A 22,495-nucleotide genomic window follows, 5' to 3' on the forward strand; every position below is an offset into this window, starting at 1 on the left:
TGGGAGTTGCAAAAAGCCCGTCGGTGTTCAGAACGAGGTCAATGGTGTTCGGAACAGGGTCGTCGGGGTTCAGAACAAGGTCGTCGGGGTTCGGAACGAGGTCACCGGGGTTCGGAACGGGGTCATTGGTGTTCGGAACGGAGTCATCGGGGTTCGGAACGAGGAACATCGGTGTTCGGAACAAGGTCGTCGGGGTTCAGAACAAGGTCGTCGGGGTTCGGAACGGAGTCATCGGGGTTCTGAACGGAGTCATCGGGGTTCGGAACAAGGATAGTTGGTGTTCGGAACGAGGTCATTGGTGTTCAGAACGGAGTCATCGGGGTTCAGAACGGAGTCATCGGGGTTCTGAACGGAGTCGTCGGGGTTCAGAACGAGGTCATCGGTGTTCGAAACAAGGTCGTTGGTGTTCAGAACGGGGTCATCGGTGTTCGGAACGGGGTCGCCGGTGTTCGGAACGAGCTCATTGGTGTTCGGAACGAGGTCCTCGCCATTAAAATTCATCCCCCAACCCCCTTCAAAGGGGGACGGGATTTCCAACAGGATAAATGCCGCTTTGATTTCGATTAGCATCTGCATTAAAGTAGATCTTTTCCCCTTTGAAGGGGGCAGGGGGATGATAATTGAGATAATAAAGTTAAGGAGTGGTACACAAAGTTACCTCCGGACAGAGTCGCCGAGGTTGGGAAAGTTTGGAGTTTAGAGTTTAGAGTTTGGAGTCTGAGGGGGTGAAAAAGACTAAAGCAAAAAGACCAAAGCTAAAAGCTTGGTGCCCTTAGGTGTCTTAGGTGGTGAAAAAGCTGAAAGATGTAAAATGGACGAAGGAATAAAACGCCCAACTCTGTGTCCTCTGCGTCTTTTTCCTCTGTGTGCTTTGTGGTTAAAAAAGTCGGAGGTCGGGAGTCAGGAGTCCGAAGTCTCGATGCTTAATCTATCGCCCGCTACTCGGTTGTGCTTAGGGGGTGAAAAAGCTTAAAGCAAAAAGACTAAAGCGAAAAGCTTAGGTGTCTGAGTTGGTCGAGCGAGTTTGGGAGGGGAAAGGATGGAGGATGTAAAATGGACGATGGAATGAAACACCCAGCTCTGCATCTTTTTCCTTTGTGGTTAAAAGAAAAGTCGGATGTCGCCGGGGTTCGGAGTCTGGCCATTTTCTAAACTTTAATCACCCAGGATTTTGATCATTGACGCCTCACTTCCGGCTGAATACTTCCAACTAAAACACTATCTTTATCAGCATGAAATCTATGCTATGCGGCCTTTTTCTGGCCTTGTTGTTTGCTTCCTGTACCAAAAAAGAAGCAGTAGATCTAATGGTGTACAATGCAAAAGTGTATACCGTTAACGCCGGTTTTGATACGGTTGAAGCCTTTGCGGTGAAAGATGGTAAAATTTTAAACCTGGGCAAAACCAGTGAAATCCGCGGTAAGTACGAAGCCAAAGCAGAAATTAATGCCGAAGGCAAAGTTGTTTACCCGGGCTTTATTGATGCACATGCCCATTTTTTTGGTTACGGGCAAAGTCTGCAGACTGCCGATTTACGCGAAACCAAATCGTGGGATGATGTACTGAACCGTTTAGTAGCCTTTGCCAAAACCCATCCCGATGGCTGGTTAATCGGTAATGGCTGGGACCAAAACGATTGGGAGAACAAAGCTTTCCCAACCAATCAAAAACTAACCGAATTGTTTCCAAACCGACCGGTGTTTTTAAACCGCATTGATGGCCATGCCGCTATTGCTAACCAGAAAGCGTTTGATGATGCGGGGATCAAAACTGCCCAAAAACTAACCGGTGGCGATATGCTGACCGAAAACGGCAAGCTCACCGGTGTTTTAATTGATAATGCAGTGGCCCTTGTTGAAAGTAAAATCCCTTCGCCAGATGCCAAACAGGCCGAGAAAATTTTTACCGATGCCCAGCGGAATTGCTTTGCAGCAGGTTTAACTACAATTGATGATTGCGGACTGAGTTACCTGGCTGTTGAATTTATAGAAAAACTGCAAAAGGAGCAGAAGCTCAAAATGAGGTTGTATGTAATGCTTTCTGATGCACCCGAAAATTATAAATACCTTTTTGCCCGTGGTCCCATTAAAACCGACAGATTGAATGTGCGGGCATTTAAAGTTTATGCTGATGGAGCTTTAGGCTCGAGAGGCGCTTGTTTATTACATCCTTACAGCGATATGCCTAACAAAACGGGCTTCCTGTTAAGCAATCAGAAACATTTTGAAGAAGTTGCTGCCAAAATAGCCGCCAATAACTTTCAGATGTGCACCCATGCCATTGGCGATTCGGCCAACCGCGTAATGCTGAATATTTATAATAGAATTTTAAAAGGCAAAAATGATAAGCGCTGGCGCATTGAACATGCACAGGTGGTAAACGCCAGCGATTTTAATCTCTTTGGTAAAGCCAGTATTGTACCATCTGTACAGCCTACACATGCCACATCAGATATGTACTGGGCCGGACAACGTTTAGGTGCCGAAAGGTTAAAAGGTGCCTATGCTTACAAACAATTGTTGAAACAGAATGGCTGGATCCCGTTAGGAACAGATTTCCCGGTTGAAAACATTAATCCATTATTAACGTTTTATGCTGCAACGGTGAGAGCAGATGCAAAAGGTTTTCCGGAAGGTGGTTTTCAGGTAGAAAATGCCCTAACACCAGAAGAAGCACTCCGTGGAATGACCATTTGGGCCGCTAAAGCCAATTTTGAAGAACAGGAAAAGGGAAGTCTGGAAAAAGGCAAATTGGCTGATTTTGTCATCCTCGATCACGATATTTTAAAAACAACACCACAAAACATATTAAAAACCAAAGTTTTAAAAACCTACCTGAACGGAGAGAAAGTATATGAAGCGAAGTAAATTGTATATCCTGGCTGCGGCAAGTTTCTTTAATGTTTTATGTTTAGCGGCCTGTGCACAAGAGCATGCCGTAAACGAGAAAAAACTCGCCATTGCCAACAGCATAACCAGTACAACTATATTATTAAACAATCAGGATGCGGTTGTGCCGTTAAAATCGCTCGATAAAAAGAATATTGCATCGGTAAGCCTGGGCTTTGCTTACAGTACCGCTTTTGATAGTTTGGCCAATAAGTACACCAAGGTTACTTCGTTTTCGGCCGATGAGTATAAAGACAGCTTAAATCTTAATAATCTGGAGGATGATCTGAAATATTTCAATACCATCCTGATTACCATTGACGATCAGCATGTAAACCAGGCCAAATACATTAATTTTATTAACAGCATTAGTAAAAGCAAGCAGGTTATCATATCCTTTTTTGGCAATGGTCCTGGCTTAAAATCTTTCGATTTATTGCAATCGCCTATAATCTGGACCGCACAAAACAATGCCGATGCGGCGAACCTTTTACCACAGTATATTTTTGGAGGAATTGCAGCAACCAATAAATTAACCACAGCTTACTCTGCGCGTTATACCATGGGCTCGGGTTTTACCACAACCGCAACCCGTTTAAAATATACCGTGCCTGAAGATGCCGGTTTAAACTCCAATAATTTAAAGGAAATTGATGCGATTGCAGCCGAAGCCATTGCGCAGCGGGCAACACCTGGTCTGGTGGTTCTGGTGGCTAAAGATGGGAAGGTAATTTTTAATAAAGCTTATGGTACACATACTTACGATACTCAGGTGCCCGATAAAGTAACCGATATTTTCGATCTGGCTTCGGTAACCAAAGTTACGGCTACAACGCCTGCCGTAATGCGTTTATTTGAAGAAGGCAAACTGAAACTCGATACCAATATCGGGGCCTATATTCCCCGGGCTCGTACCACGCCAATGAACAACATTCAGGTACGCGAGGTAATGCTGCACCAGGCAGGTTTCATCCCTTATATTCCGTTTCACGATTATGTGAAAACCGGCGATTACAGCAGGGATTCGTCGGCAGCTTACCCCACTAAAGTAGCCGATAACTACTACATTAAAAAAGGTTTCTTTAAGGATTTTATGTGGCCAAAGATGCTCAATTCGCCTATTAAAACCCGTGGTAAATATGTGTACAGCGATATCAGCATGTATGTAATGAAAGATATTGTAGAGCACATCAGCGAAGAACCTTTAAACCAATACACTTACGAAAATTTCTATAAACCACTGGGTATGCAAACAGCTGGTTTTCTGCCACGCAACCGGTTTAAGCCCGAGCAGATTATCCCGACTGAAGATGATAAATATTTCAGGAAAACCTTACTGGTAGGTTATGTTCACGATCAGGGGGCGGCTTTGGCTGGGGGGATTTCTGGTCATGCGGGGTTATTTGCCAGTGCAAACGATCTGGCCATTATTTACCAGATGCTGTTAAACCGCGGGACTTATGGTGGCGAAACTTATTTCAAAAATGCAACGGTTGACTTGTTTACCTCCAAACAATCGAATGTGAGCCGCAGGGGCCTGGGTTTCGATCGCTGGGATCCAGATACCACCAAACATTATCCTTCTGATCTGGCTTCGCCACAAACTTATGGCCATACCGGTTACACCGGTACCTGCGTTTGGGTAGATCCTTCGCGTGGTTTGGTTTATGTGTTTTTATCTAACCGTGTTAATCCAACCGTTACGGATAAGCTGTCGAATTTAAAAATCAGGGGTCGTATTGAGGATGTGGTGAATAAAGCAATTGACGATTCGAGGAAATAGCAGGATGTAAGTCTGATTATTATTTGTAAATTCAGCGCATAAACCTAAAAAAACAAATTAATATGAAATGGACTAAAACACTGGCTCTTCTGCTGCTTTTTTGTGGAACGACAGCTATCGTTAAAGCACAGCAGATTAAAGATGGAGAAACCGTAAACGTAAATGGTATTGCCGTAACCTATACCATCGTGAACAAAGAAAAGGTAAACATCAAAGACCAGGACTTTGATCGTTATAAGGTGCTGGCTTCGGTGAAGAACAACAGTGGCAAATCGTTTAATATTCGCCTGGCTAGTTCGCTTGATTTATCTGGTATATCCAATTCAAAAATTGTAGAATTAGATTGTACTAATGCTACGGGTGCGAGGTTAACCTCAAAAAAGCTACAGGTTGGCATGAAAACGCATTTAATTAATGTTACCTATGCTACCAAAGACAAAGATGGGAAAACCATCAGTGCAATATTGCCGGTTACCGCCGGGTATTATTTCGATCAGGGCCAGGTGATAGAAAATGATGCTATTTTTATTGTACCAGCTGGCGAAACGCCACAGGTTACAGTAAGGAGTTTGTTGAAGAATTAAAAAGAGTATTGCCTGTATTAGATCAGTATGACTGATTTAATAGTAATACTAATGTTTAATAACAAAAAAAGCACTGGTTTTTAACCGGTGCTTTAATTTTTGTTTACGTTTTGTCAGCGACTGCAAACTGAATACTGAAAACTCCAAACTATTTCTTCAACCCAATCTCCCTCAATCGTTCATCCAGATATTCACCTGCAGTCATATCGCTGTAGGCTTTAGGGTGCTCGGCATCGATAGTTGATGGTAAGCTGGTTAAATCCATATCACTGCGTGGGTGCAGGAAGAAAGGAACCGAGAAACGCGAAGTTTTCATCAGCTCGCGTGGAGGATTTACCACCCTGTGCGTAGTTGATTTTAATTTGTTGTTGGTTAAACGCTGTAGCATATCGCCCACGTTTACCACAATATCAGTATGGTGTGCTTTAATTGGTAACCACTCGTTGCTGCGGGTTAAAACTTCTAGACCATCGGCACTGGCACCAATTAATAAGGTAATTAAGTTAATGTCTTCATGGGCACCTGCACGTACAGCATCATCCGGAATCAATTCGGGGTTTTCGATCGGGAAGTAATGGATTCCCCTTAAAATCGAATTGCCATTATGTACGTGCTTGTCGAAATAGTTAATTGGCAATTCCAGATAAGTAGCAATGGCACGCAATAAATGCGTTCCGTTTTCCTCCAGTTTCTTGTAAATTTCGCTGGTAACCGGATTAAATTCGGGTAATTCAGTTAAAACCTCGTTGTCCGGATATTCGTTTTTAACCGGATCGCCATCGGTAACCTCCTGACCAATTTGCCAGAATTCTTTCAAATCGGGTGTTTTGGCACCTTTTGCAGTTTCTTTTCCTGCACTGGTATAACCGCGTTGGCCAGCCAGCTCAGGTTTTTCATATTTCCTTTTTGTTTCTACCGGTAGAGCAAAAGCAGCTTTAATGTTTTCGTAAAGTTTATCAATCAGTTCCTGGCTCAGGCCATGGTTGGTAATGGTTACAAAGCCCGAATCGTTAAAGGCCCTGCCCAGTTCATCAGAAAATTTTTTGCGTTCTTCTTCGGTGCCGTTAATGTACGAGCCTAAATCTAAACAAGGAATATAAGGTGTTGACATAATTTTAAATTTAATGTTGTACGAATTTAGAAAGAATTGTTAATAACTGATTTTTGTGTTAGTGATATCCTATTAATGGATTAATATACAGTTTTTTAAGTTATTAACAAAAACAATGAAATGCATGAAATGTTCGATTGTCACACTAAATCCATTATAATTTTAAAGCAAACTACACCATTATTTATTTCGTATAATTAGATGTAAATAATCCGGTAATGCTGTAAGGATAAAGGCTTGTTTGCGACTAATAAAAATAAACACACAATGAGAAAAATAATTTTAATACTATTGGCTGTTTTGGCCATCAATCAGGTACAGGCACAGGGAAAGAAAACAGAAAAGGCAACCTTTGGTATGGGCTGTTTCTGGTGTACCGAAGCCATTTTTCAACGTTTAAAAGGTGTAGTTTCGGTTAAATCGGGCTATGAAGGCGGTACGCTAAGCAATCCAACTTATGAGGAGGTATGTACAGGCGCAACCGGACATGCCGAAGTACTCGAAATTACCTACAATCCATTGGTAATTTCTTATGATGAATTGCTGGAAGTATTCTGGAAAAGCCACGATCCTACAACGCTAAACCGCCAGGGTGCCGACAGCGGAACGCAATACCGCTCGGTTATTTTTTACCACAGCGCCGAGCAAAAGGCCTCAGCCGAGAAGTACAAGGCCGAATTGAATAAAACCAATGCTTTTGGCAAAAAAGTAGTAACAGCCATTGAGGCTGCCAAGCCTTTTTACGTTGCCGAAAATTACCACCAAAACTATTTTAATAAAAACGGAAGCGAGCCTTACTGCCGATTGGTTATTCAGCCCAAAATAGAAAAACTGGAAAAAATATTTAAAGCAAAGCTTAAAAATTAACCACTTGTGCTTTTATGGTTAAAAGAATAGTAGTTAATGTAAACACTTCAGAAATTGCCAGAGCAGCCAGGTTTTATCAGGATATTTTAGGCCTGGAAGTGATGATGGATCACGGCTGGATAACAACTTATGGTGCACCCGGACAAAAAATGGATGTGCAAATCAGTTTTGCTGCTGAAGGTGGATCGGGTACAGCAACACCCGATCTATCTATCGAGGTAGAAGATGTTGACGATGTATTGGCAAAAGTAAAAGCGGCCGGATTCCCTGTTGAATACGGCCCTGTTAACGAAGATTGGGGGGTAAGGCGGTTTTACACGCGCGATCCATTTGGTAAACTGATTAATATATTAAGCCATATTGGTTAAGATCATTTGCATAATTAGTTGATAAAACCTTTAGCTTTTTCGAGTAGTTCGCTGCATTTTTTACCAATTTCTTTTTTGCCTTTTTCTAGTGTTGAAGCCTGGGTATATTGGCTTACTGCGTTAGACAAGGCTTTAAATTTACCTATTCCTGCAAACACTTCTCCCGTGTACGGAACGCCTTGTTGCTTCATTACTTTTTCCCAGTCTACCTTTGCCAGTACGGCAAACATGTAACGGGTGGCAATTTTACCCATAAAGGCCTTGTCGTAAACGCTGTTTAAAGCCTTGTCCGATTTGCGGTCTTTTACGTAAGCAATGGTTTGTTGCAGGGCTTCGCGCTCGGTATTTGAAATTAAAGGGCTTGTACTAAGTTTTTCTAAGGCTGGAATCGATTTTTCGGGCTGCTCTTTCTTTAAGTATAGGTAGGCGGTAACTCCCCAAACCAGTTCGTTCTGGATGCCAAGTTTATTCATGTCAGTTAAAAACACCTCAAAATCTTCAAGCGATCTTTCTTCATCTATTTTACGTTCCATCCGCATCCGGTCGAAACCTCTGAACAGATAATTCATGCTGTGAAAAGCCAGGTGGCTTTGCTCATCATTCAGGCGGCTCCAGCCAAAAAAGGCTTTCGTGTAAGGCAACGGGATCTTTTCATTTTTATCGAGCCATTTAATATTTCTCGAAAGGCCATCCTCCGACAAGTAAAAGAGACTATTACTAAAAAACAGAAAACCCCTTACAAATTCGAGCAAGGTCTTAATTTCGCAATCATCAAGCAGTTCGGGTTGCGTTTTGGCGCATTCGTAAAGTGCAAAGGGTTGTCCCAAATCGCGTGTTGCCAACACCACCATACTGAGTACGGCATGTTCAATGTTTTGGTAGTTTGCCTTTTCGGCATTTTTAAAAAATGGCAGTGGGGTTTTAGAACCTGTTTTCATGGCGATAAAACCACTGGTTAAAAGCGGGAAAACGTCTTCGTCGGTTTCTTTTACAAATTGCTTAACCGAGCGGTATTCCTGGTAAATCCTCAGCGCATCAATTACCGAAATGCTTTCGTTTTGGTGTGCATTTACTGCATTTAAAGTTTTTACAACACTTTGTGCCTGTTTGCTGAATTTCTGATACTCGGGAAGGGTAGTATCTTGCAACGCAGAAGAGCGTACAGCGATTTTGGCAAACTTGTAGAAAGTGATTTTATCATAATTAATATTTTCTTCCAGTTTCTTTTTGTCCAGTTCGAGCAAAGCCTGGTCTGTTTTTTCTTTAGAACACCTGGCAAGAAAAAGCGCAAGGCAGATTAAAATTAAATTTTTCATAGCGTTGTGGTAAATAATAGATCTATAAAACTAGCATTTTAGTAAGTAAAAAAATAAAAATTGCTCATTATGCTGGTTTTTGCTTTTCGATTTTCAAATTCATTATCGAACTTTTAAAAAATGAACGACTTTACGAGCAAAATGGTAAATATCTTGAGGAAATATAAGTCTCATTTAGTAAATTAATATTACGGCCTTTTGTTTATTGAATGTCTTTTTTGATGCATCTCTGATTCGGGCGAAAATTTGGATTAAAATTTGATTAGAATCAATTAAAAAGAGAGCAGTATTTCTCGTTTTTACGCAATTTTTTTCAGATTTAATGCCCTAAAATTCGTAGGATGTTTAAAATCGTGTTAAATTTGTAACTCCTTTAGAATAAGATGACAAAAAAGAAAAAGACAGTTGGTAAAACTGACGCTGATGTAATTTTAATAGGGGCGGGCATCATGAGTGCAACCCTGGGTGTTTTATTAAAACAATTAGAACCCAATTTAAGCATTGAAATTTACGAACGTTTAGATATTGCGGCAGCAGAAAGTTCTGATGCCTGGAATAACGCCGGAACGGGACACTCTGCTTTTTGCGAATTAAACTACACGCCCGAGAAGAAGGACGGCACGGTTGAAACAAAAAAAGCCGTTCAGATTGCCGAGCATTTCGAAGTTTCCAAACAGTTTTGGTCATACTTAGTAACAAAGGGACTGGTTTCAGATCCTTGTAATTTTATCCGCAACATTCCGCACATGAGTTTTGTTTGGGGTAAAAAGAATGTCGATTACCTGAAAAAACGCTACGATGCATTAACCCAATGCGATTTGTTTAGCGATATGCAGTATACCGAAGATACAGAACTCGTAAAAACCTGGGCACCATTAATTATGGAAGGCCGCAAAAAAAACGAGAAGGTTGCTGCAACTAAAATGGATTTAGGTACCGATGTTAACTTTGGTACGCTTACCCGCGATATGTTTAATAACCTTAAACAACAGCCTAACGTTAATTTGTTCTTCAATCACGAAATCCGCGATTTGAAAAAAAATAAGGATGGTAACTGGATTGTAAAGGTAAAAGACCTGGATAGCGGTGATAAACGTAAGCGTGTAGCTAAATTTGTATTTATCGGTGCTGGCGGTGGCTCATTGCCATTATTAGAAAAATCTGATATTCCAGAAGGAAAAGGTTTTGGCGGTTTCCCGGTGAGCGGGCAATGGTTAAAATGTACCAACGAAGAGATTATTAAAAAACACCATGCCAAGGTTTACGGTAAAGCTGCAGTCGGTGCGCCGCCTATGTCGGTACCACACCTGGATACCCGCATGATTAATGGCAAACAAGCTTTGTTGTTTGGCCCTTATGCAGGCTTTTCAACTAAATTCCTTAAAAATGGTTCGTTTTTAGATTTGCCAAAGTCGATTAAGTTCAACAATATCCGCCCGATGATTTCGGCCGGGTTGCACAATTTGGATTTAACGAAATATTTAATTGAGCAGGTTAGACAATCTCCTGAAGACAGGTTAGAAGCGTTAAAAGAATATTTACCAACTGCCGAATTAAAAGATTGGGAACTGGAATACGCTGGTCAAAGGGTACAGGTAATTAAAAAAGATGAGAAAAAAGGTGGTATTTTGGAATTCGGTACTGAAGTGGTAAATGCAGCCGATGGTTCTATTGCGGCTTTATTGGGTGCTTCTCCTGGTGCATCAACAGCCGTTTCTATTATGCTCGATTTATTGAACCGTTGCTTTGCAGAAGATTTAGCTACCGACGAGTGGCAGGCTAAAATCAGAGAGATGATCCCAACTTATGGTAAAGCTTTGGCTCAGGATCCGACGCTTTGCAAAGAAACGAGAACAAGAACATCTAAGGTGTTGAAAATAGAAAATACGGTGGTTGCTTAATATATAGCCACTAATAAATTATATCAAAGGTCTGTGTTTACACAGGCCTTTTTTGTTGGCCTCATCGGTCGGTGGCCCACCGACCGAAATAAAGCCATATCCTTTCCGTAGAGTTAAGCGCAGCGTTTCTACGGATTGATGAATAAGATTGAGTTTATAACTCAACTTTTAAGAACGAGTCAGAGACTCTTTTCTATGCTGTAATCTGTAGAGCCCTTTGGAACTCTACAGACAGATAAAGTTCTATTCGCAACCCTATTGGTCGGTGGCCCAACGACCGAAACCGAGATCAATAAAGCTGGTTGGTGGGCCACCAACCAGTAATAATCAAAAAAGGGTATCCAATTGCTTGAATACCCTCTGTTTATCAAATTATTTTTTTATTGCTTAAGCTGCAATTACTTCTGCCACTTCTTCAGCAGAAATATCGCTGTGAGAAGCTTCCAATACACATTCACCGTCTTTAATTAATAAAATTTGTGGTGATTGGTGCGCAACCTGAAATATTTCGGCAATCTGGTTCGAAATATCACGGTAGCTAATCAGATCTAAAAAGAAGAGTTTAGTATCCGATGGAATCACGTCCCAGTCAAACTCAAAATTCTTTTTAGCCATCAAGCTGATTGAGCAACGTGTGCTGTGCTTGAAAATAAGACTGTAGCCACTTGCATTTTTGATTTCTTCAAGTTGTTCTACTGAAGTTAAATTAACCCAATTCATGAATATATTTATTGTTTTCAGAATAACACCTGCAGTCGAATAAAGTTCTGCAAATGACCTGAATATGAGAATTAAAAGATTGTAGATTAATTTCTTCTGCGTTTTCCTTCCGGATAAGATCCGTATGCGGGACAAAGTTTAGAAGAACAAGATTCTAAAATGGTAATGGTGCAAAACACCGCCAATAATAAAATGGCTACTTTTTTCATCTGTATAATTTTGTTTCAAATTGATGAAGTTTTCATGGAAATCATGATCATTTCATCAGATCGGATTAATATTGAATCTCTAAGTTACAAATAATAATTAAAAGGCAATGTTAAATGTTTGCAGAAAAATCGGCCATTTTAATGGCTGTAATTGCGGCTTCATCGCCTTTATTGCCATGTTTGCCACCTGCACGATCTTGTGCCTGCTCAAGATTATTGGTAGTTAAAACTCCAAAAATTACAGGTTTGCTATATTTAATGCCAACATTGGTTACTCCTTGTGCTACCGCATCGCAAATGAAATCGAAATGTTTGGTATCGCCCTGAATTACACAACCCAGGCAAATTACCGCATCAATATCACTTCTTTTGCTCAATAAAATTTCGGCACCACCGGTTAATTCGAAACTGCCTGGTACAGGTAATGAAACAATGTTTTCTTCTTTTACACCATTGGCCAGCAAAGTTTTTAATGCACCATTGTACAAAGCGCCGGTAATTTCGGCATTCCACTCGGCTACGATAATACCGAATTTATAGTCTGCTCCGCTAGGAACCGTGGTATGAGAGAAATCGGATAGATTTTTTAGTTGTGTTGACATGCGTGCAAAGATAAGCTTATGCTTTGAATGTTAAAAACGATAATGTTTGTAACTTGTAACATTTAATTGGTTAATAATACATTAGTATCTAAATCAGATAAAACGCTAAACCTTTATGGAATTTCAGCGCAATGCCCATCTATATTAAAACCTCAGTTATTTATGAACCTATATTTACGCTTTTTCGCTTCCGTATGCTGTGCCTTTTTACTTTCGCTAAATGTATCGGCGCAGCAATATACTTTAGATGATTTTCACCGGGTAGATTCAATTGCCAACCGCGCCCAGCCTAAAGATGCCCTGGCATTGATTGGAAAAATTAACAAACAGGCACGCGAAACACATAACACGCCTTTAATTATCAAATCGGTAATTTACCGCATGTTGTTTCAAAGCTATCTGGAAGAAGATGCCTTTAACCAGATTCTGATCGATTTACGTCAGGATATCAACATCGCCAAACAACCCGAAAAAAGTATCCTGCAATCGCTCCTGGCCGAAACCTACTGGAATTACCTGAGAGATAATAACTGGCAGATTATGCAACGCACCGAAGTACAGGGCGAAATTGGCGATGATATTAAAACCTGGGACATCAAAAAACTGAATAAGGAGACTGTAAAATATTACCTGTTATCGTTAAATGAAGTTTCGCTTTTACAACAAACTAAAGTTGATGTTTTAGATGCCGTTTTAGCAGGAGATAAAAGCAACAGGAATTTCAGGCCAACACTTTACGATTTACTGGCACACCGTGCTATTGATGTTTTTAGCAATACACAAATCAACCTGACCAGTTACGATGATGAGTTGCTGGATAAAAACAATCCGGCATTATTGGGTAGCCGCGCTGATTTTTTAGCCGTTAAATTATCTGTTGATAGTATTTCATTTAAGCTACAGGCGCTGCAGTTATTCAAAAACCTAATCAGTTTTCATCAAAGCAATAATAATTTACCTGCCCTCACCGATGTTGACCTGAGCAGACTCAAGTTTGTTCGGCAGTATTTTATGAGCGATAATCCCGAAGCTTTTGCATCAGCTTTAAGCAATTTGGCCGATCAAAGTACAGGGAGCGAAGTTTATGCCGATGTTTTGTATGAGCAAGCTTTGATTCATAAAAATACAGCGCTGCAGATTGATACCAACAAACAAAATCTGATCACTGCAGTTGCCCTGGCTGAAAAGGCTATCAAAAGTTATCCTAAAAGTATCGGCGCAAAAAATGCTGAAAATTTAATTAGCCAGATCAAAAGCAGTCAGCTTACTATCCAAACCAAAGGCTATTTACAGCCCGAAAAAGCTGCCCAACTCCATTTGTCATATAAAAATGTTGATATGGTATATTTCAGGCTTTTTAAAAAACCTGAAGATAAAAATGAGTATCAGCAGTTTGATAGCAAAAAGGATTTTTTCGATTTCCTGAAAAATAAAAAGACTTTAAAAGAGTGGATGGTAGTAGTACCCAAAACCAGCGATTACCAGACACATACTTTAATTGATAAAATGGAGGGTTTGCCCTTTAACGATTATACCTTAATTGCTCAGGCCATTAACCGTGCACAGCAGGATACCGTTTACAGTATAATCAATTTTGAGGTCACCGGTATGGCAGTAATTAACAGGATTAATATCGATAAACACGAATATTTTGTAAGTCAGCTTAACAATGGTACTCCTTTAAAAAACGTTAAAATTCAGCAACAGCAATACGATTACAATACCCGTAAATATGTTAACGGTGCTTTGCTCACCACTAACGATCAGGGGTATGCCAGCACCAGTGAAATCAATAATAACATCTCCTGGGCACTGGTTACATTGGGGAAAGATGAACTGAAATTAAACATCAACAATTACAATTACTATCGGGATAGGGAAGACGAAAACCGTGTAATCTTTTTTACCGATAGGCCCATTTACCGTCCGGGGCAAACAGTTTACTATAAGGGTTTGTGCTTGTTATCAAACGATGGCAAAAACAAAATTGAGGTAAATAAAACGCTCGAAGTTTATTTTAAAGATGCCAATGGAAAGAAAATTGCCACAACCAGTGTAACGAGTAATGATTATGGTACTTTTCAGGGTTCTTTCAGTGTTCCGATTGGTAAATTAAACGGTCGTATGATCATTGGTACTGAAGATGGTGATATTGGCGTGCAGGTAGAAGAGTATAAAAGGCCAACTTTTGAAGTCGTTTTCGATAAACCCAACCAGCGGTATAAACTAAACGACAGCATTAGGGTTATGGGCAAGGCCAACGCTTTTTCGGGATATTCGGTAAGTAACGCCAGTGTGAATTATAAGGTTTTTCGCAGGGCGCTTTACGATTACCGGTTAAATAATGTGGAGCAATCGGCTATTTATGGTTCACGTGCCTTTGAAAGAAAACAAGTGGCTATTGGTAAAACAACAACCAGGGCTGGAGGCAAATTTGATATTACATTTTTTGCAAAAGCTATTGATACGAAACTGAATTACAGTTATGATATTGAAGCAGAAGTAATCGATTTAAATGGCGAAACCCGGAGCAAAACCACTTCAGTTAATGCGGGGCGAAAAGATATTAATCTGAGCGTGAGTGGCGAGCAGGTCATCTATGTGGATAGTAAGCGCGATAGCCTTGATTTTTGGGTGAGCAACTTAAATAACGAACCCATTAAGGCCAGTGTTAAAGCCGAATGGAGTTTGTTGCAGGCCCCGTCAAGGTTGATGAATAAAAGTCCTTTTTATGCCGAAAAGTATACGATGACCAAAGAGGAGTTTATCAAAATTTTCCCTGATGAAGATTACAATAACGAATTGGAAGTAGCCAAATGGCCGGTAAAATCGGTAGAACTGAAGCAAAATCTTACTGTTAAAAATGGCCGGGGCAATTTGGAATTTAGTCAGCGCGATTTAAAACCAGGCTACTATAAAATTAATTTAACGGCCATTAACGGGCAAAATGATACCATTAAAGTAGATAAATACCTGGTGGTTTACCATGAGCAACCAGCACAAATTCAATCCAATGCAGAGTGGGTGAGTACAGTGGCAAGTGTAATTAAACCTGGTGAAAGTGCTGTTTTTCGTTTAGCGGGTTTATCTGATAACAGTAAGGGCTATTATGAAGTGTATTACCGCGATAGTGTTACCCGCAAAGTTTGGCTTAACCTCTCAACTAAACAAAGCATCGTGACCATTAAGCCCGATGCCAATTATGAAGATGGCTTTGCTGTGCAGTTTATTATGGTGCATGAGGGCATGGTTTACAATTCAATGCAGCAGGTTAGAATTATTGATCCTAAAAAAGCGCTCGATATAAAGTTTTTAACCTTCAGGGATAAATTGCAACCGGGCGAAAAGGAAAGCTGGAAATTGCAAATCAGCAATAGCAATGGCGAAAAGCAGATGGCCGAAATGATTGCCACCCTTTACGATGCCAGTCTGGACGACTTTAAGAAAATGGATTGGAACCCTTATTTACAAACCAGTTTTAATTACTACTTCTACAACTGGACATTTAATACCAACAATAAGGCTAACCCAGGCTATTTGTGGTTTTTAAGATCGGGCATCGATTACGCTACCATTACTCGTAAGTACGAAAACCTTAACCTCTTTGGTTACAGTTATTATGGCGGTTACAATTATGCTTACCGCAACTACCTTAGTAACCTAAAGCGGGGCAAAAAGAAAGGGTTATTGCCAGAAGCTATTCAAAAACTGGCTGAGCTTGAAAAGGGCAAGTTGACCTATGGCGTAGTGTTCGATGATCAGGGAGAAACAGTCCCAGGCGTGCAGATCAGGTCAGGTAAATTGGCAACCACCAGCAACGTGTTCGGTATTTATACTATCGATGCCAAAGCCGGCGATAAGATTAGTTTTGCTTATATCGGTTTTAAGAACCAAACCGTGGTTGTGGGCAATAAAAAGAGAATGGATGTAACCCTGAAGCCAGATGGGGAAGCCTTAAAAGAGGTAATGGTAGTGGGATATGGAACACAACGAAAGGAAAGCATGACTGGCTCTGTGACCCAGATATCGAGTGCGCCGTTGGAAGGTAAAGCGGCAGGGGGCCAAGTAAAGTTAAGGGGGCTCTCAACTGTGGTTGAAGATAATAAAGTATACGATTTTGTAAGCATTAACAGTTACGATCCTAAAACCGGGTTGGAAATTGTAAATGGCAAACTTGTTATCAAAAACAATAATATAGTACCACGTACCAATTTCAACGAACTGGCGTTTTTCTATCCGCAATTGTTAACCGATGCCAATGGCGAAATTAAGATCGAATTTACCATTCCACAATCGTTAACACGGTATAAAATGATGGGTTTTGCCCACACCAAAGATTTAAAAACGGCATCGGTTACCAAAGAGCTTGTTACTCAGAAACAACTCGCCATTGCGATTAATACACCACGGTTTTTCCGCGAAGGCGATACCATTTTGTTAAGTGCTAAGCTAAACAATTTAGCTGGTAAAAAACTGGATGGTAAGGCTCGTTTAGCTTTAACCGATGCATTAACAGGTAAGCGAATTCAGATTTTTGGTCTGGCAGACAAGCCAGAAAAGACCTTTGAAGTGGATAATGAAGGAAGTTCAGTTTTAAAATGGACATTAATTATCCCATCGGGTATTAATGCCATTACCTACAAGGTTTTGGCTGAAAGTGGCAAGTTTAGTGATGGCGAAGAAAATACCATTCCGGTGTTACCCAATGCGATGCTCATAACTGAAAGTATGCCGGTAAATGTGCGGGGTAACAGCACTAAAACATTTAATATGGAGAAACTCGAAAAATCGGGTGCATCGAAAACTTTGCGCAACCAAAGTTTAACCTTCGAGTTTACCTCCAACCCGGTTTGGTATGCCGTACAGGCCTTACCTTACCTGATGGAATATCCTTATGAATGTGCCGAACAAACTTTCAGCCGCTTTTATGCCAATAGCTTTGCTACAGGAATCATCAATTCATCGCCAAAAATTAAAACAGTTTTTGCGCAGTGGCAAAACACCAACAAAGGCGAAGCACTTTTGTCCAATCTAGAGAAAAATCAGGAACTAAAAGCCGTTTTACTCGAAGAAACACCATGGGTACGTAATGCCGATAACGAAAGCGAACGTAAAAAACGCCTGGCTGTACTTTTCGATTTAAACCGGATGACCTATGAATTGAAGAACAATTACGATAAGCTGGCCAAAATGCAGTACAACAATGGGGCATTTCCGTGGTTTACCGGCATGAGAGAAGACCGCTACATTACCCAGCACATTGTTTTAGGTATGGGGCAGTTAAAAAAACTGAAAATGGTCGATGAAAAAGCTTATCCAGGTTTTAATACCATACTCAATAAAGCCATTGCTTATTTAGATGCACAATTGGTTCAGGATTATAAACAGGAACTGAAAGGAAATCACTTCGGCTATCTGCCACTACATTATTTATTTGCAAGAAGTTATACCAACCCCAAAAATAGCAGTGCAGATTTTGTAAAAGCCAGAGATTTTTACCTGAAAAGATTAACCGCAAACTGGAAAACTTTCGATACCTATCAGTTGGCGCAAACCGCTTTGGTTTTAAGCAGGAATGGCAATACTGCCGAAGCTCAAAAGATCATCACCTTACTTAAACAGACCGCACAACAAAATGAAGAGCTGGGCATGTACTGGGCCAAGAATAAAGCTGGATGGTGGTGGTACCAAAGTCCGGTTGAAACACAAGCTTTGCTGATCGAAGCCTTTGATGAAGTAGCCGGTGATGTGAAAGCAGTTGAGGAAATGAAAATCTGGTTGTTAAAAAACAAACAGACTAACGATTGGAAAACTACAAAAGCTACAGTTGCGGCCTGTTATGCTTTGTTAATGAAAGGCACCGATTTGCTAAGTGAAAGCTATGAACCGCAAATCACTATCGGTAACCAGAAACTGAGCGATTTGCAAGGTCCGGAGGCTGTAAAAGAAGCGGGCACAGGATATCAAAAAGTAACCATTGCAGGAGCAAACGTAAAACCAGAAATGAGCAGGGTGCAAGTTAAAAATAACAACCAAACAGTTGCCTGGGGTGCCTTGTACTGGCAGTATTTTGAGCAACTGGATAAAATTACACCGGCTAGTACAGGAGTTAAAATTAAAAAACAGCTGTTTTTACAAAAGGCCGGCAATACGGGAAATATCTTAACCCCTTTAACCGCTACTAATGTTTTAGCGCCAGGCGATTTGGTAAAAGTAAGGGTAGAAATAGTTTGCGATCGCGATATGGAGTACATCCACTTAAAAGATATGCGCTCATCGGGCTTTGAACCGGTTAATGTAATTTCGAGATATAAGTACCAGGATGGTTTGGGCTATTACGAAAGTACTAAAGATGCTTCGACCAATTTCTTTATCAGTTACATGCCTAAAGGAACTTATGTGTTCGAATATCCGTTAAGGGTTACACACCCCGGCAATTTTTCGAACGGTATTACCACTTTGCAAAGCATGTATGCACCAGAGTTTACGACCCATTCGGCAGGAATACGTGTGAATGTAAAGTAAGCTAGGTAAGTTGGATGCCGCTATAGGTAGCACCAATTGGAATAACTTTCTCTTCTATCCAGATTTGGCTGCGGTCAAATCTGGATATTTTGTTTTTAGCTACAATAAACGCCCGGTGACAACGGATAAAATCCGCTTTTGGTAGTAAATCGGCCAGATCGTTAATGGTAATGCGCGAGCTCAGCAGTTTGTTTTTGAGCTGAATTTGGGTGTAGTTGCCCGATGCTTCGATGTACAAAATTTCATCCAGTTCTACTTTTACCTGTTCGTAGCCATCTTTTATAAAAATGTGGCTGGCTTTGGCCTCCTGTTTTTCGCTCCGCAGGTTAAACAGCTCATGTGCTTTATTGCAGGCTTTTAAAAAGCGCGAAAGGGAAAAGGGCTTGAGCAGGTAATCAACCGCATCAAGTTCGAAACTTTGTACGGCATGTTCAGTATATGCGGTGGTAAAAACAACCATTGGGGGCTTGCTCAGACTTTTTAAAAAATCAATCCCACTAATATCCGGCATTTTAATGTCGAGAAAGATCAGGTCAATTTTGTGTTGCTGAAGGTAAGTGATGGCCGCAAAAGCATCGGTAAAAGTTTCCTGCAAAGTGATAAACGGAACTTTTGAGGCATGCGATTTTATAATATCTAATGCAATGGGTTCATCATCTATAGCAATGGCAATCATTTTTTCTCGTCGGTGTCAGGCTGAGCGGAGTCGAAGCCTACTGTTTTTTGTAATTTTTATGGCTGGTTATATTGTTGCAAACTGAAAGTGGCCTAAGCTTATCCCAATTGTCATTTATAATCGCCTCTTTCTTTTTTCGTGACCAGCCTTTAACTTGTTTTTCAAATTCTATGGCTTCATTCACATCTTCAAAGTGTTCGCAAAATACTAAAACTAATGGTCTTCTCCCAGCAGTATAACAAGTTGGGTTTACCGCGTTTTCATGTTCATAGATTCGCCTGTCTATATCGTTTGTAACTCCGGTGTAGTAAGAGGAGTCGGCACATTTTAAGATGTAAACGGTATAGGTTTTCATGTTTTATGCTTTAAAGACACTTAGACTCCGCTCAGCGTGACAGGCTTTATGAAGGCATCTGATTGCCATCGTGAGTGGAGTGGAAGAATAAATATTTAAAAATAATAATATAAGCTGTTCTCTATATCGCTTCGACTCCGCTCAGCGTGACAGGCTTTAAGAAGAGATCGAATTGCCATCCTGAGTCAATTCGAAGAACTAAACCAACTCCAACGTTAAATGTACAAAAAACTCATTGGCACTTTCGCGGATAATTAATTCGTGCTTACCCGGATAAAGCAACGAAAGACGTTGTTTTACATTTTCGAGCCCGATACCACTTTTTAATTTTTCGGGGTCATTATCTGCCTTAATGTAAATGCTGTTGCTTACATCAAAATACAGGGTACTTTCTTTAGTCTGTAAAGTCATTTTGATGTAGGAAGGTTGTTGCAGGCTGATGCCATGTTTAAAAGCATTTTCGATAAAGGGGATCAGCAACATAGGGGTAATCTGCAGATTATTGATCTGTTCTTCAATATGTGCATCAATCCGGATATCTGCTGACCGTGAAGTGCGTAATTTTTGCAGGTCGATGTAATTGTTCAGGTATTCTACTTCGCGCGTAAGCGAAATTTTATCCTGTGTGTTTTCGTGCAACATAAAACGCATCATATCGCCCAGTTTCTGAATACCTTCGCCTGTTCTTTCGGCATTTTCCTGCAAAGCCGTACCAAATAGTGTATTTAAAGCATTGAAAAGAAAATGCGGGTTAATTTGAGATTTTAAAAAATTTAAACTTGCATCTGATTTACCCAGTTCAGTTTTCAGCATCTGGATTTCCGTTTGCTTCTCGAATTTGTTTTTATAAATGTACCAGGCCAATGGGGTGGTAATACAAACCATCGCTATGGCTGCTAATATTAAAGTAACCGGCACAGTCTCGCCATTGCGCATAAACGGAACCAGCATAATTAACAACAGGAGCGTGATGAGTGAACTAACAGCCACATTACCCCAAAAGTAACGGCCAAAACCTTTCTGGTTTTTACGCAGGTTTGGAATAATGTAATAAATAGAGCAGAAGGCAAGAAAAATATTCACCGGAGGCGCAATTAGCCAGATAACCAGTAAATCATAATCGAGCTTAAACGAAAGCACTGCTGCAAACACCAAAAGCGAAATGAGCCAAATCCGGGTGGTGGTAAAAATCTCCTGAACAATATTGTGATTGTAATCCCTTAAAAACTGAATTTTATTTAATAGTTCAAGACCCCTTTCGTTAAAGAAGGCGTATGCATTAAATAAAAGGTACAGGAAAAATACGTAGGTAAAAGCCTCACCAAAAAGCATATCGTAAGCATTGCTCATGTTGTCGAAATCGACTAAGCGATAAGCCTGTGCATAAGTATTGGCCACCATCCAGCCTACAATAGAAAAGCCAGTTACCAAAATTGAAAGTATAATGTTTAGTGCAATATTATTCTTCCTTGATAGTTGTGGCATAAAACAGAAGTTGAACAGCAGAAAACTGATATAGACCACACTGATTTTGAACATTTCGGGCAGGAAAAAGTTCTTCATTACGCTGTAGTCGATGCTGCTTGCGCTAAAATGATAGGAATACCCCGAATTATAGGTTGTTTGTGTACAAATGCTGATCAATGCCAGGATATAGAGTGTGGTTGAGATCCAGAACTCCAGTTGGTTAATGTTTTTTGCTTTTTCGGAAGCAGGATTGCCAGAAATAATTTCCATTGTGTTGATTTGTTTATGCCACAATTTTACAAAGCGCAATAATACCAATATTTAAAATGTGACAGACAGGGCTAAAAATGTGACGAACGACTACAGTTAATGTGTTGGATAGGATTTTTAGGATTGAAAGATTTTAAGATCAGGTAGTATAAGACTGTGCCATTGAATATTTCCATCTTCCACATCTTACATGAATGCATCAATGTGCCGTCAGATGTTTCCATCTGATGGTTATTTTAATCAATCAGCTATTTGAATTACGCCGATCATAATCAATCGCTATCGGGTTATTCATTGTGCCGTCAGATGTTTCCATCTGATGGTTATTTTAGTCAATCAACTATTGGAATTACTCCTATCGTAATCAATCGCTATCAGGTTATTTATTATCTTTGACTAAATTTTTAAGATTAAGTATTTTTCATTTAATCATTCAATAATTCACTCATTTAATTTATTATGACCGTTTACGGAATTCCAAATTGCAATACAGTAAAAAAATCGCTCGATTGGTTAAAAGCAAACCAAATTGATTTCGAATTTCACGATTTTAAGAAAAAAGGTATTACTACCGAAAAGTTAAACGAGTGGTGTAATATTTTTGGCTGGGAAACCGTGCTTAACCGCAAAGGTTTAACCTGGAAAAAGCTGACTAAAGAAGAGCAGGCAGCAATCAATAATCAGGACTTAGCTATTGCCTATTTAAAAGAAAATACCAGTGCCATTAAGCGTCCGGTTATTGAGCAAAACAACAAGGCTGTATTAATCGGTTTTGATGAGGATAATTATTTAAAAACACTAATCTAATTCCGGTTGTTATAATGTTAAAGTTTGTTAAAAGCAGATTTTAAAC

17 protein-coding genes are annotated in these 22,495 nt (G+C 40.2%); 8 read left to right on the plus strand and 9 right to left on the minus strand.

All coding sequences use genetic code 11. The features are described 5' to 3' along the window. Window positions 1-249 precede the first annotated feature (249 nt). On the minus strand, window positions 250-576 hold the full coding sequence (locus tag BLR37_RS05675) for a hypothetical protein (protein ID WP_143009540.1): 327 nt from the start codon (window positions 574-576) through the stop codon (window positions 250-252). 656 nt (window positions 577-1,232) lie between these two features. Between BLR37_RS05675 and BLR37_RS05680 the strand changes: the two genes are divergently transcribed. The 3 genes from BLR37_RS05680 to BLR37_RS05690 all read left to right on the plus strand — a co-directional run bounded on the left by BLR37_RS05680 (window position 1,233) and on the right by BLR37_RS05690 (window position 5,255). Continuing rightward, window positions 1,233-2,867, plus strand: coding sequence for an amidohydrolase (locus BLR37_RS05680; RefSeq protein WP_090765735.1), 1,635 nt, complete (start codon window positions 1,233-1,235; stop codon window positions 2,865-2,867). Next, the gene (locus BLR37_RS05685; protein ID WP_090765738.1) at window positions 2,854-4,671 is read left to right on the plus strand and encodes a serine hydrolase domain-containing protein; all 1,818 of its coding nucleotides are present in this window, start codon (window positions 2,854-2,856) and stop codon (window positions 4,669-4,671) included. Before BLR37_RS05680 ends, BLR37_RS05685 begins: the two co-directional genes overlap by 14 nt. Window positions 4,672-4,733: 62 nt before the next feature. Beyond that, on the plus strand, window positions 4,734-5,255 hold the full coding sequence (locus BLR37_RS05690; protein WP_090765741.1) for a hypothetical protein: 522 nt from the start codon (window positions 4,734-4,736) through the stop codon (window positions 5,253-5,255). Between the two features lie 148 nt (window positions 5,256-5,403). Here BLR37_RS05690 and BLR37_RS05695 read toward each other — a convergent pair whose 3' ends face one another. After that, window positions 5,404-6,366, minus strand: a complete 963-nt coding sequence (locus tag BLR37_RS05695) for an isopenicillin N synthase family dioxygenase (RefSeq protein WP_090765744.1) — start codon at window positions 6,364-6,366, stop codon at window positions 5,404-5,406. A gap of 267 nt (window positions 6,367-6,633) precedes the next feature. On the opposite strand from BLR37_RS05695, the gene msrA reads away from it, so the two are divergent. Beyond that, a complete protein-coding gene (msrA, locus tag BLR37_RS05700; RefSeq protein ID WP_090765746.1) occupies window positions 6,634-7,233 on the plus strand; it encodes a peptide-methionine (S)-S-oxide reductase MsrA in 600 nt (199 codons plus the stop codon). A 14-nt stretch (window positions 7,234-7,247) separates the two neighbouring features. Further along, window positions 7,248-7,601: a VOC family protein gene (locus BLR37_RS05705; protein WP_090765749.1), complete on the plus strand. Its 354-nt coding sequence runs from the start codon at window positions 7,248-7,250 to the stop codon at window positions 7,599-7,601. Between the two features lie 14 nt (window positions 7,602-7,615). Here BLR37_RS05705 and BLR37_RS05710 read toward each other — a convergent pair whose 3' ends face one another. Next, window positions 7,616-8,917, minus strand: a complete 1,302-nt coding sequence (locus BLR37_RS05710; protein WP_090765752.1) for a short-chain dehydrogenase — start codon at window positions 8,915-8,917, stop codon at window positions 7,616-7,618. 383 nt (window positions 8,918-9,300) lie between these two features. Here BLR37_RS05710 and BLR37_RS05715 point away from each other — a divergent pair, with 383 nt between their 5' ends. Beyond that, window positions 9,301-10,818, plus strand: coding sequence for a malate:quinone oxidoreductase (locus BLR37_RS05715; protein ID WP_090765755.1), 1,518 nt, complete (start codon window positions 9,301-9,303; stop codon window positions 10,816-10,818). 387 nt (window positions 10,819-11,205) lie between these two features. Here BLR37_RS05715 and ytxJ read toward each other — a convergent pair whose 3' ends face one another. The 3 genes from ytxJ to ribH all read right to left on the minus strand — a co-directional run bounded on the left by ytxJ (window position 11,206) and on the right by ribH (window position 12,349). Then, window positions 11,206-11,538 (minus strand): bacillithiol system redox-active protein YtxJ, encoded by a 333-nt coding sequence (gene ytxJ, locus BLR37_RS05720; RefSeq protein ID WP_090765758.1) that lies wholly within the window; start codon window positions 11,536-11,538, stop codon window positions 11,206-11,208. Window positions 11,539-11,624: 86 nt separating this feature from the next. Then, complete coding sequence (locus BLR37_RS25640; RefSeq protein WP_255420130.1) at window positions 11,625-11,747, minus strand: hypothetical protein; 123 nt, start codon at window positions 11,745-11,747, stop codon at window positions 11,625-11,627. A 110-nt stretch (window positions 11,748-11,857) separates the two neighbouring features. Further along, complete coding sequence (gene ribH / locus BLR37_RS05725; RefSeq protein ID WP_090765761.1) at window positions 11,858-12,349, minus strand: 6,7-dimethyl-8-ribityllumazine synthase; 492 nt, start codon at window positions 12,347-12,349, stop codon at window positions 11,858-11,860. A 162-nt stretch (window positions 12,350-12,511) separates the two neighbouring features. Between ribH and BLR37_RS05730 the strand changes: the two genes are divergently transcribed. Then, window positions 12,512-18,874: an alpha-2-macroglobulin family protein gene (locus BLR37_RS05730; RefSeq protein WP_090765764.1), complete on the plus strand. Its 6,363-nt coding sequence runs from the start codon at window positions 12,512-12,514 to the stop codon at window positions 18,872-18,874. 1 nt (window position 18,875) lies between these two features. Here BLR37_RS05730 and BLR37_RS05735 read toward each other — a convergent pair whose 3' ends face one another. The 3 genes from BLR37_RS05735 to BLR37_RS05745 all read right to left on the minus strand — a co-directional run bounded on the left by BLR37_RS05735 (window position 18,876) and on the right by BLR37_RS05745 (window position 21,642). Continuing rightward, on the minus strand, window positions 18,876-19,550 hold the full coding sequence (locus BLR37_RS05735; RefSeq protein ID WP_090765767.1) for a LytR/AlgR family response regulator transcription factor: 675 nt from the start codon (window positions 19,548-19,550) through the stop codon (window positions 18,876-18,878). 37 nt (window positions 19,551-19,587) lie between these two features. Further along, the gene (locus BLR37_RS05740; protein WP_090765771.1) at window positions 19,588-19,905 is read right to left on the minus strand and encodes a GIY-YIG nuclease family protein; all 318 of its coding nucleotides are present in this window, start codon (window positions 19,903-19,905) and stop codon (window positions 19,588-19,590) included. A gap of 198 nt (window positions 19,906-20,103) precedes the next feature. Next, on the minus strand, window positions 20,104-21,642 hold the full coding sequence (locus tag BLR37_RS05745; protein WP_090765773.1) for a sensor histidine kinase: 1,539 nt from the start codon (window positions 21,640-21,642) through the stop codon (window positions 20,104-20,106). Window positions 21,643-22,101: 459 nt separating this feature from the next. Here BLR37_RS05745 and BLR37_RS05750 point away from each other — a divergent pair, with 459 nt between their 5' ends. Beyond that, window positions 22,102-22,449: a Spx/MgsR family RNA polymerase-binding regulatory protein gene (locus BLR37_RS05750; protein WP_039475312.1), complete on the plus strand. Its 348-nt coding sequence runs from the start codon at window positions 22,102-22,104 to the stop codon at window positions 22,447-22,449. The last annotated feature ends 46 nt before the right edge of the window (window positions 22,450-22,495 follow it).

It is taken from the genome of Pedobacter soli, assembly GCF_900101435.1.
GTDB lineage: Bacteria > Bacteroidota > Bacteroidia > Sphingobacteriales > Sphingobacteriaceae > Pedobacter > Pedobacter soli.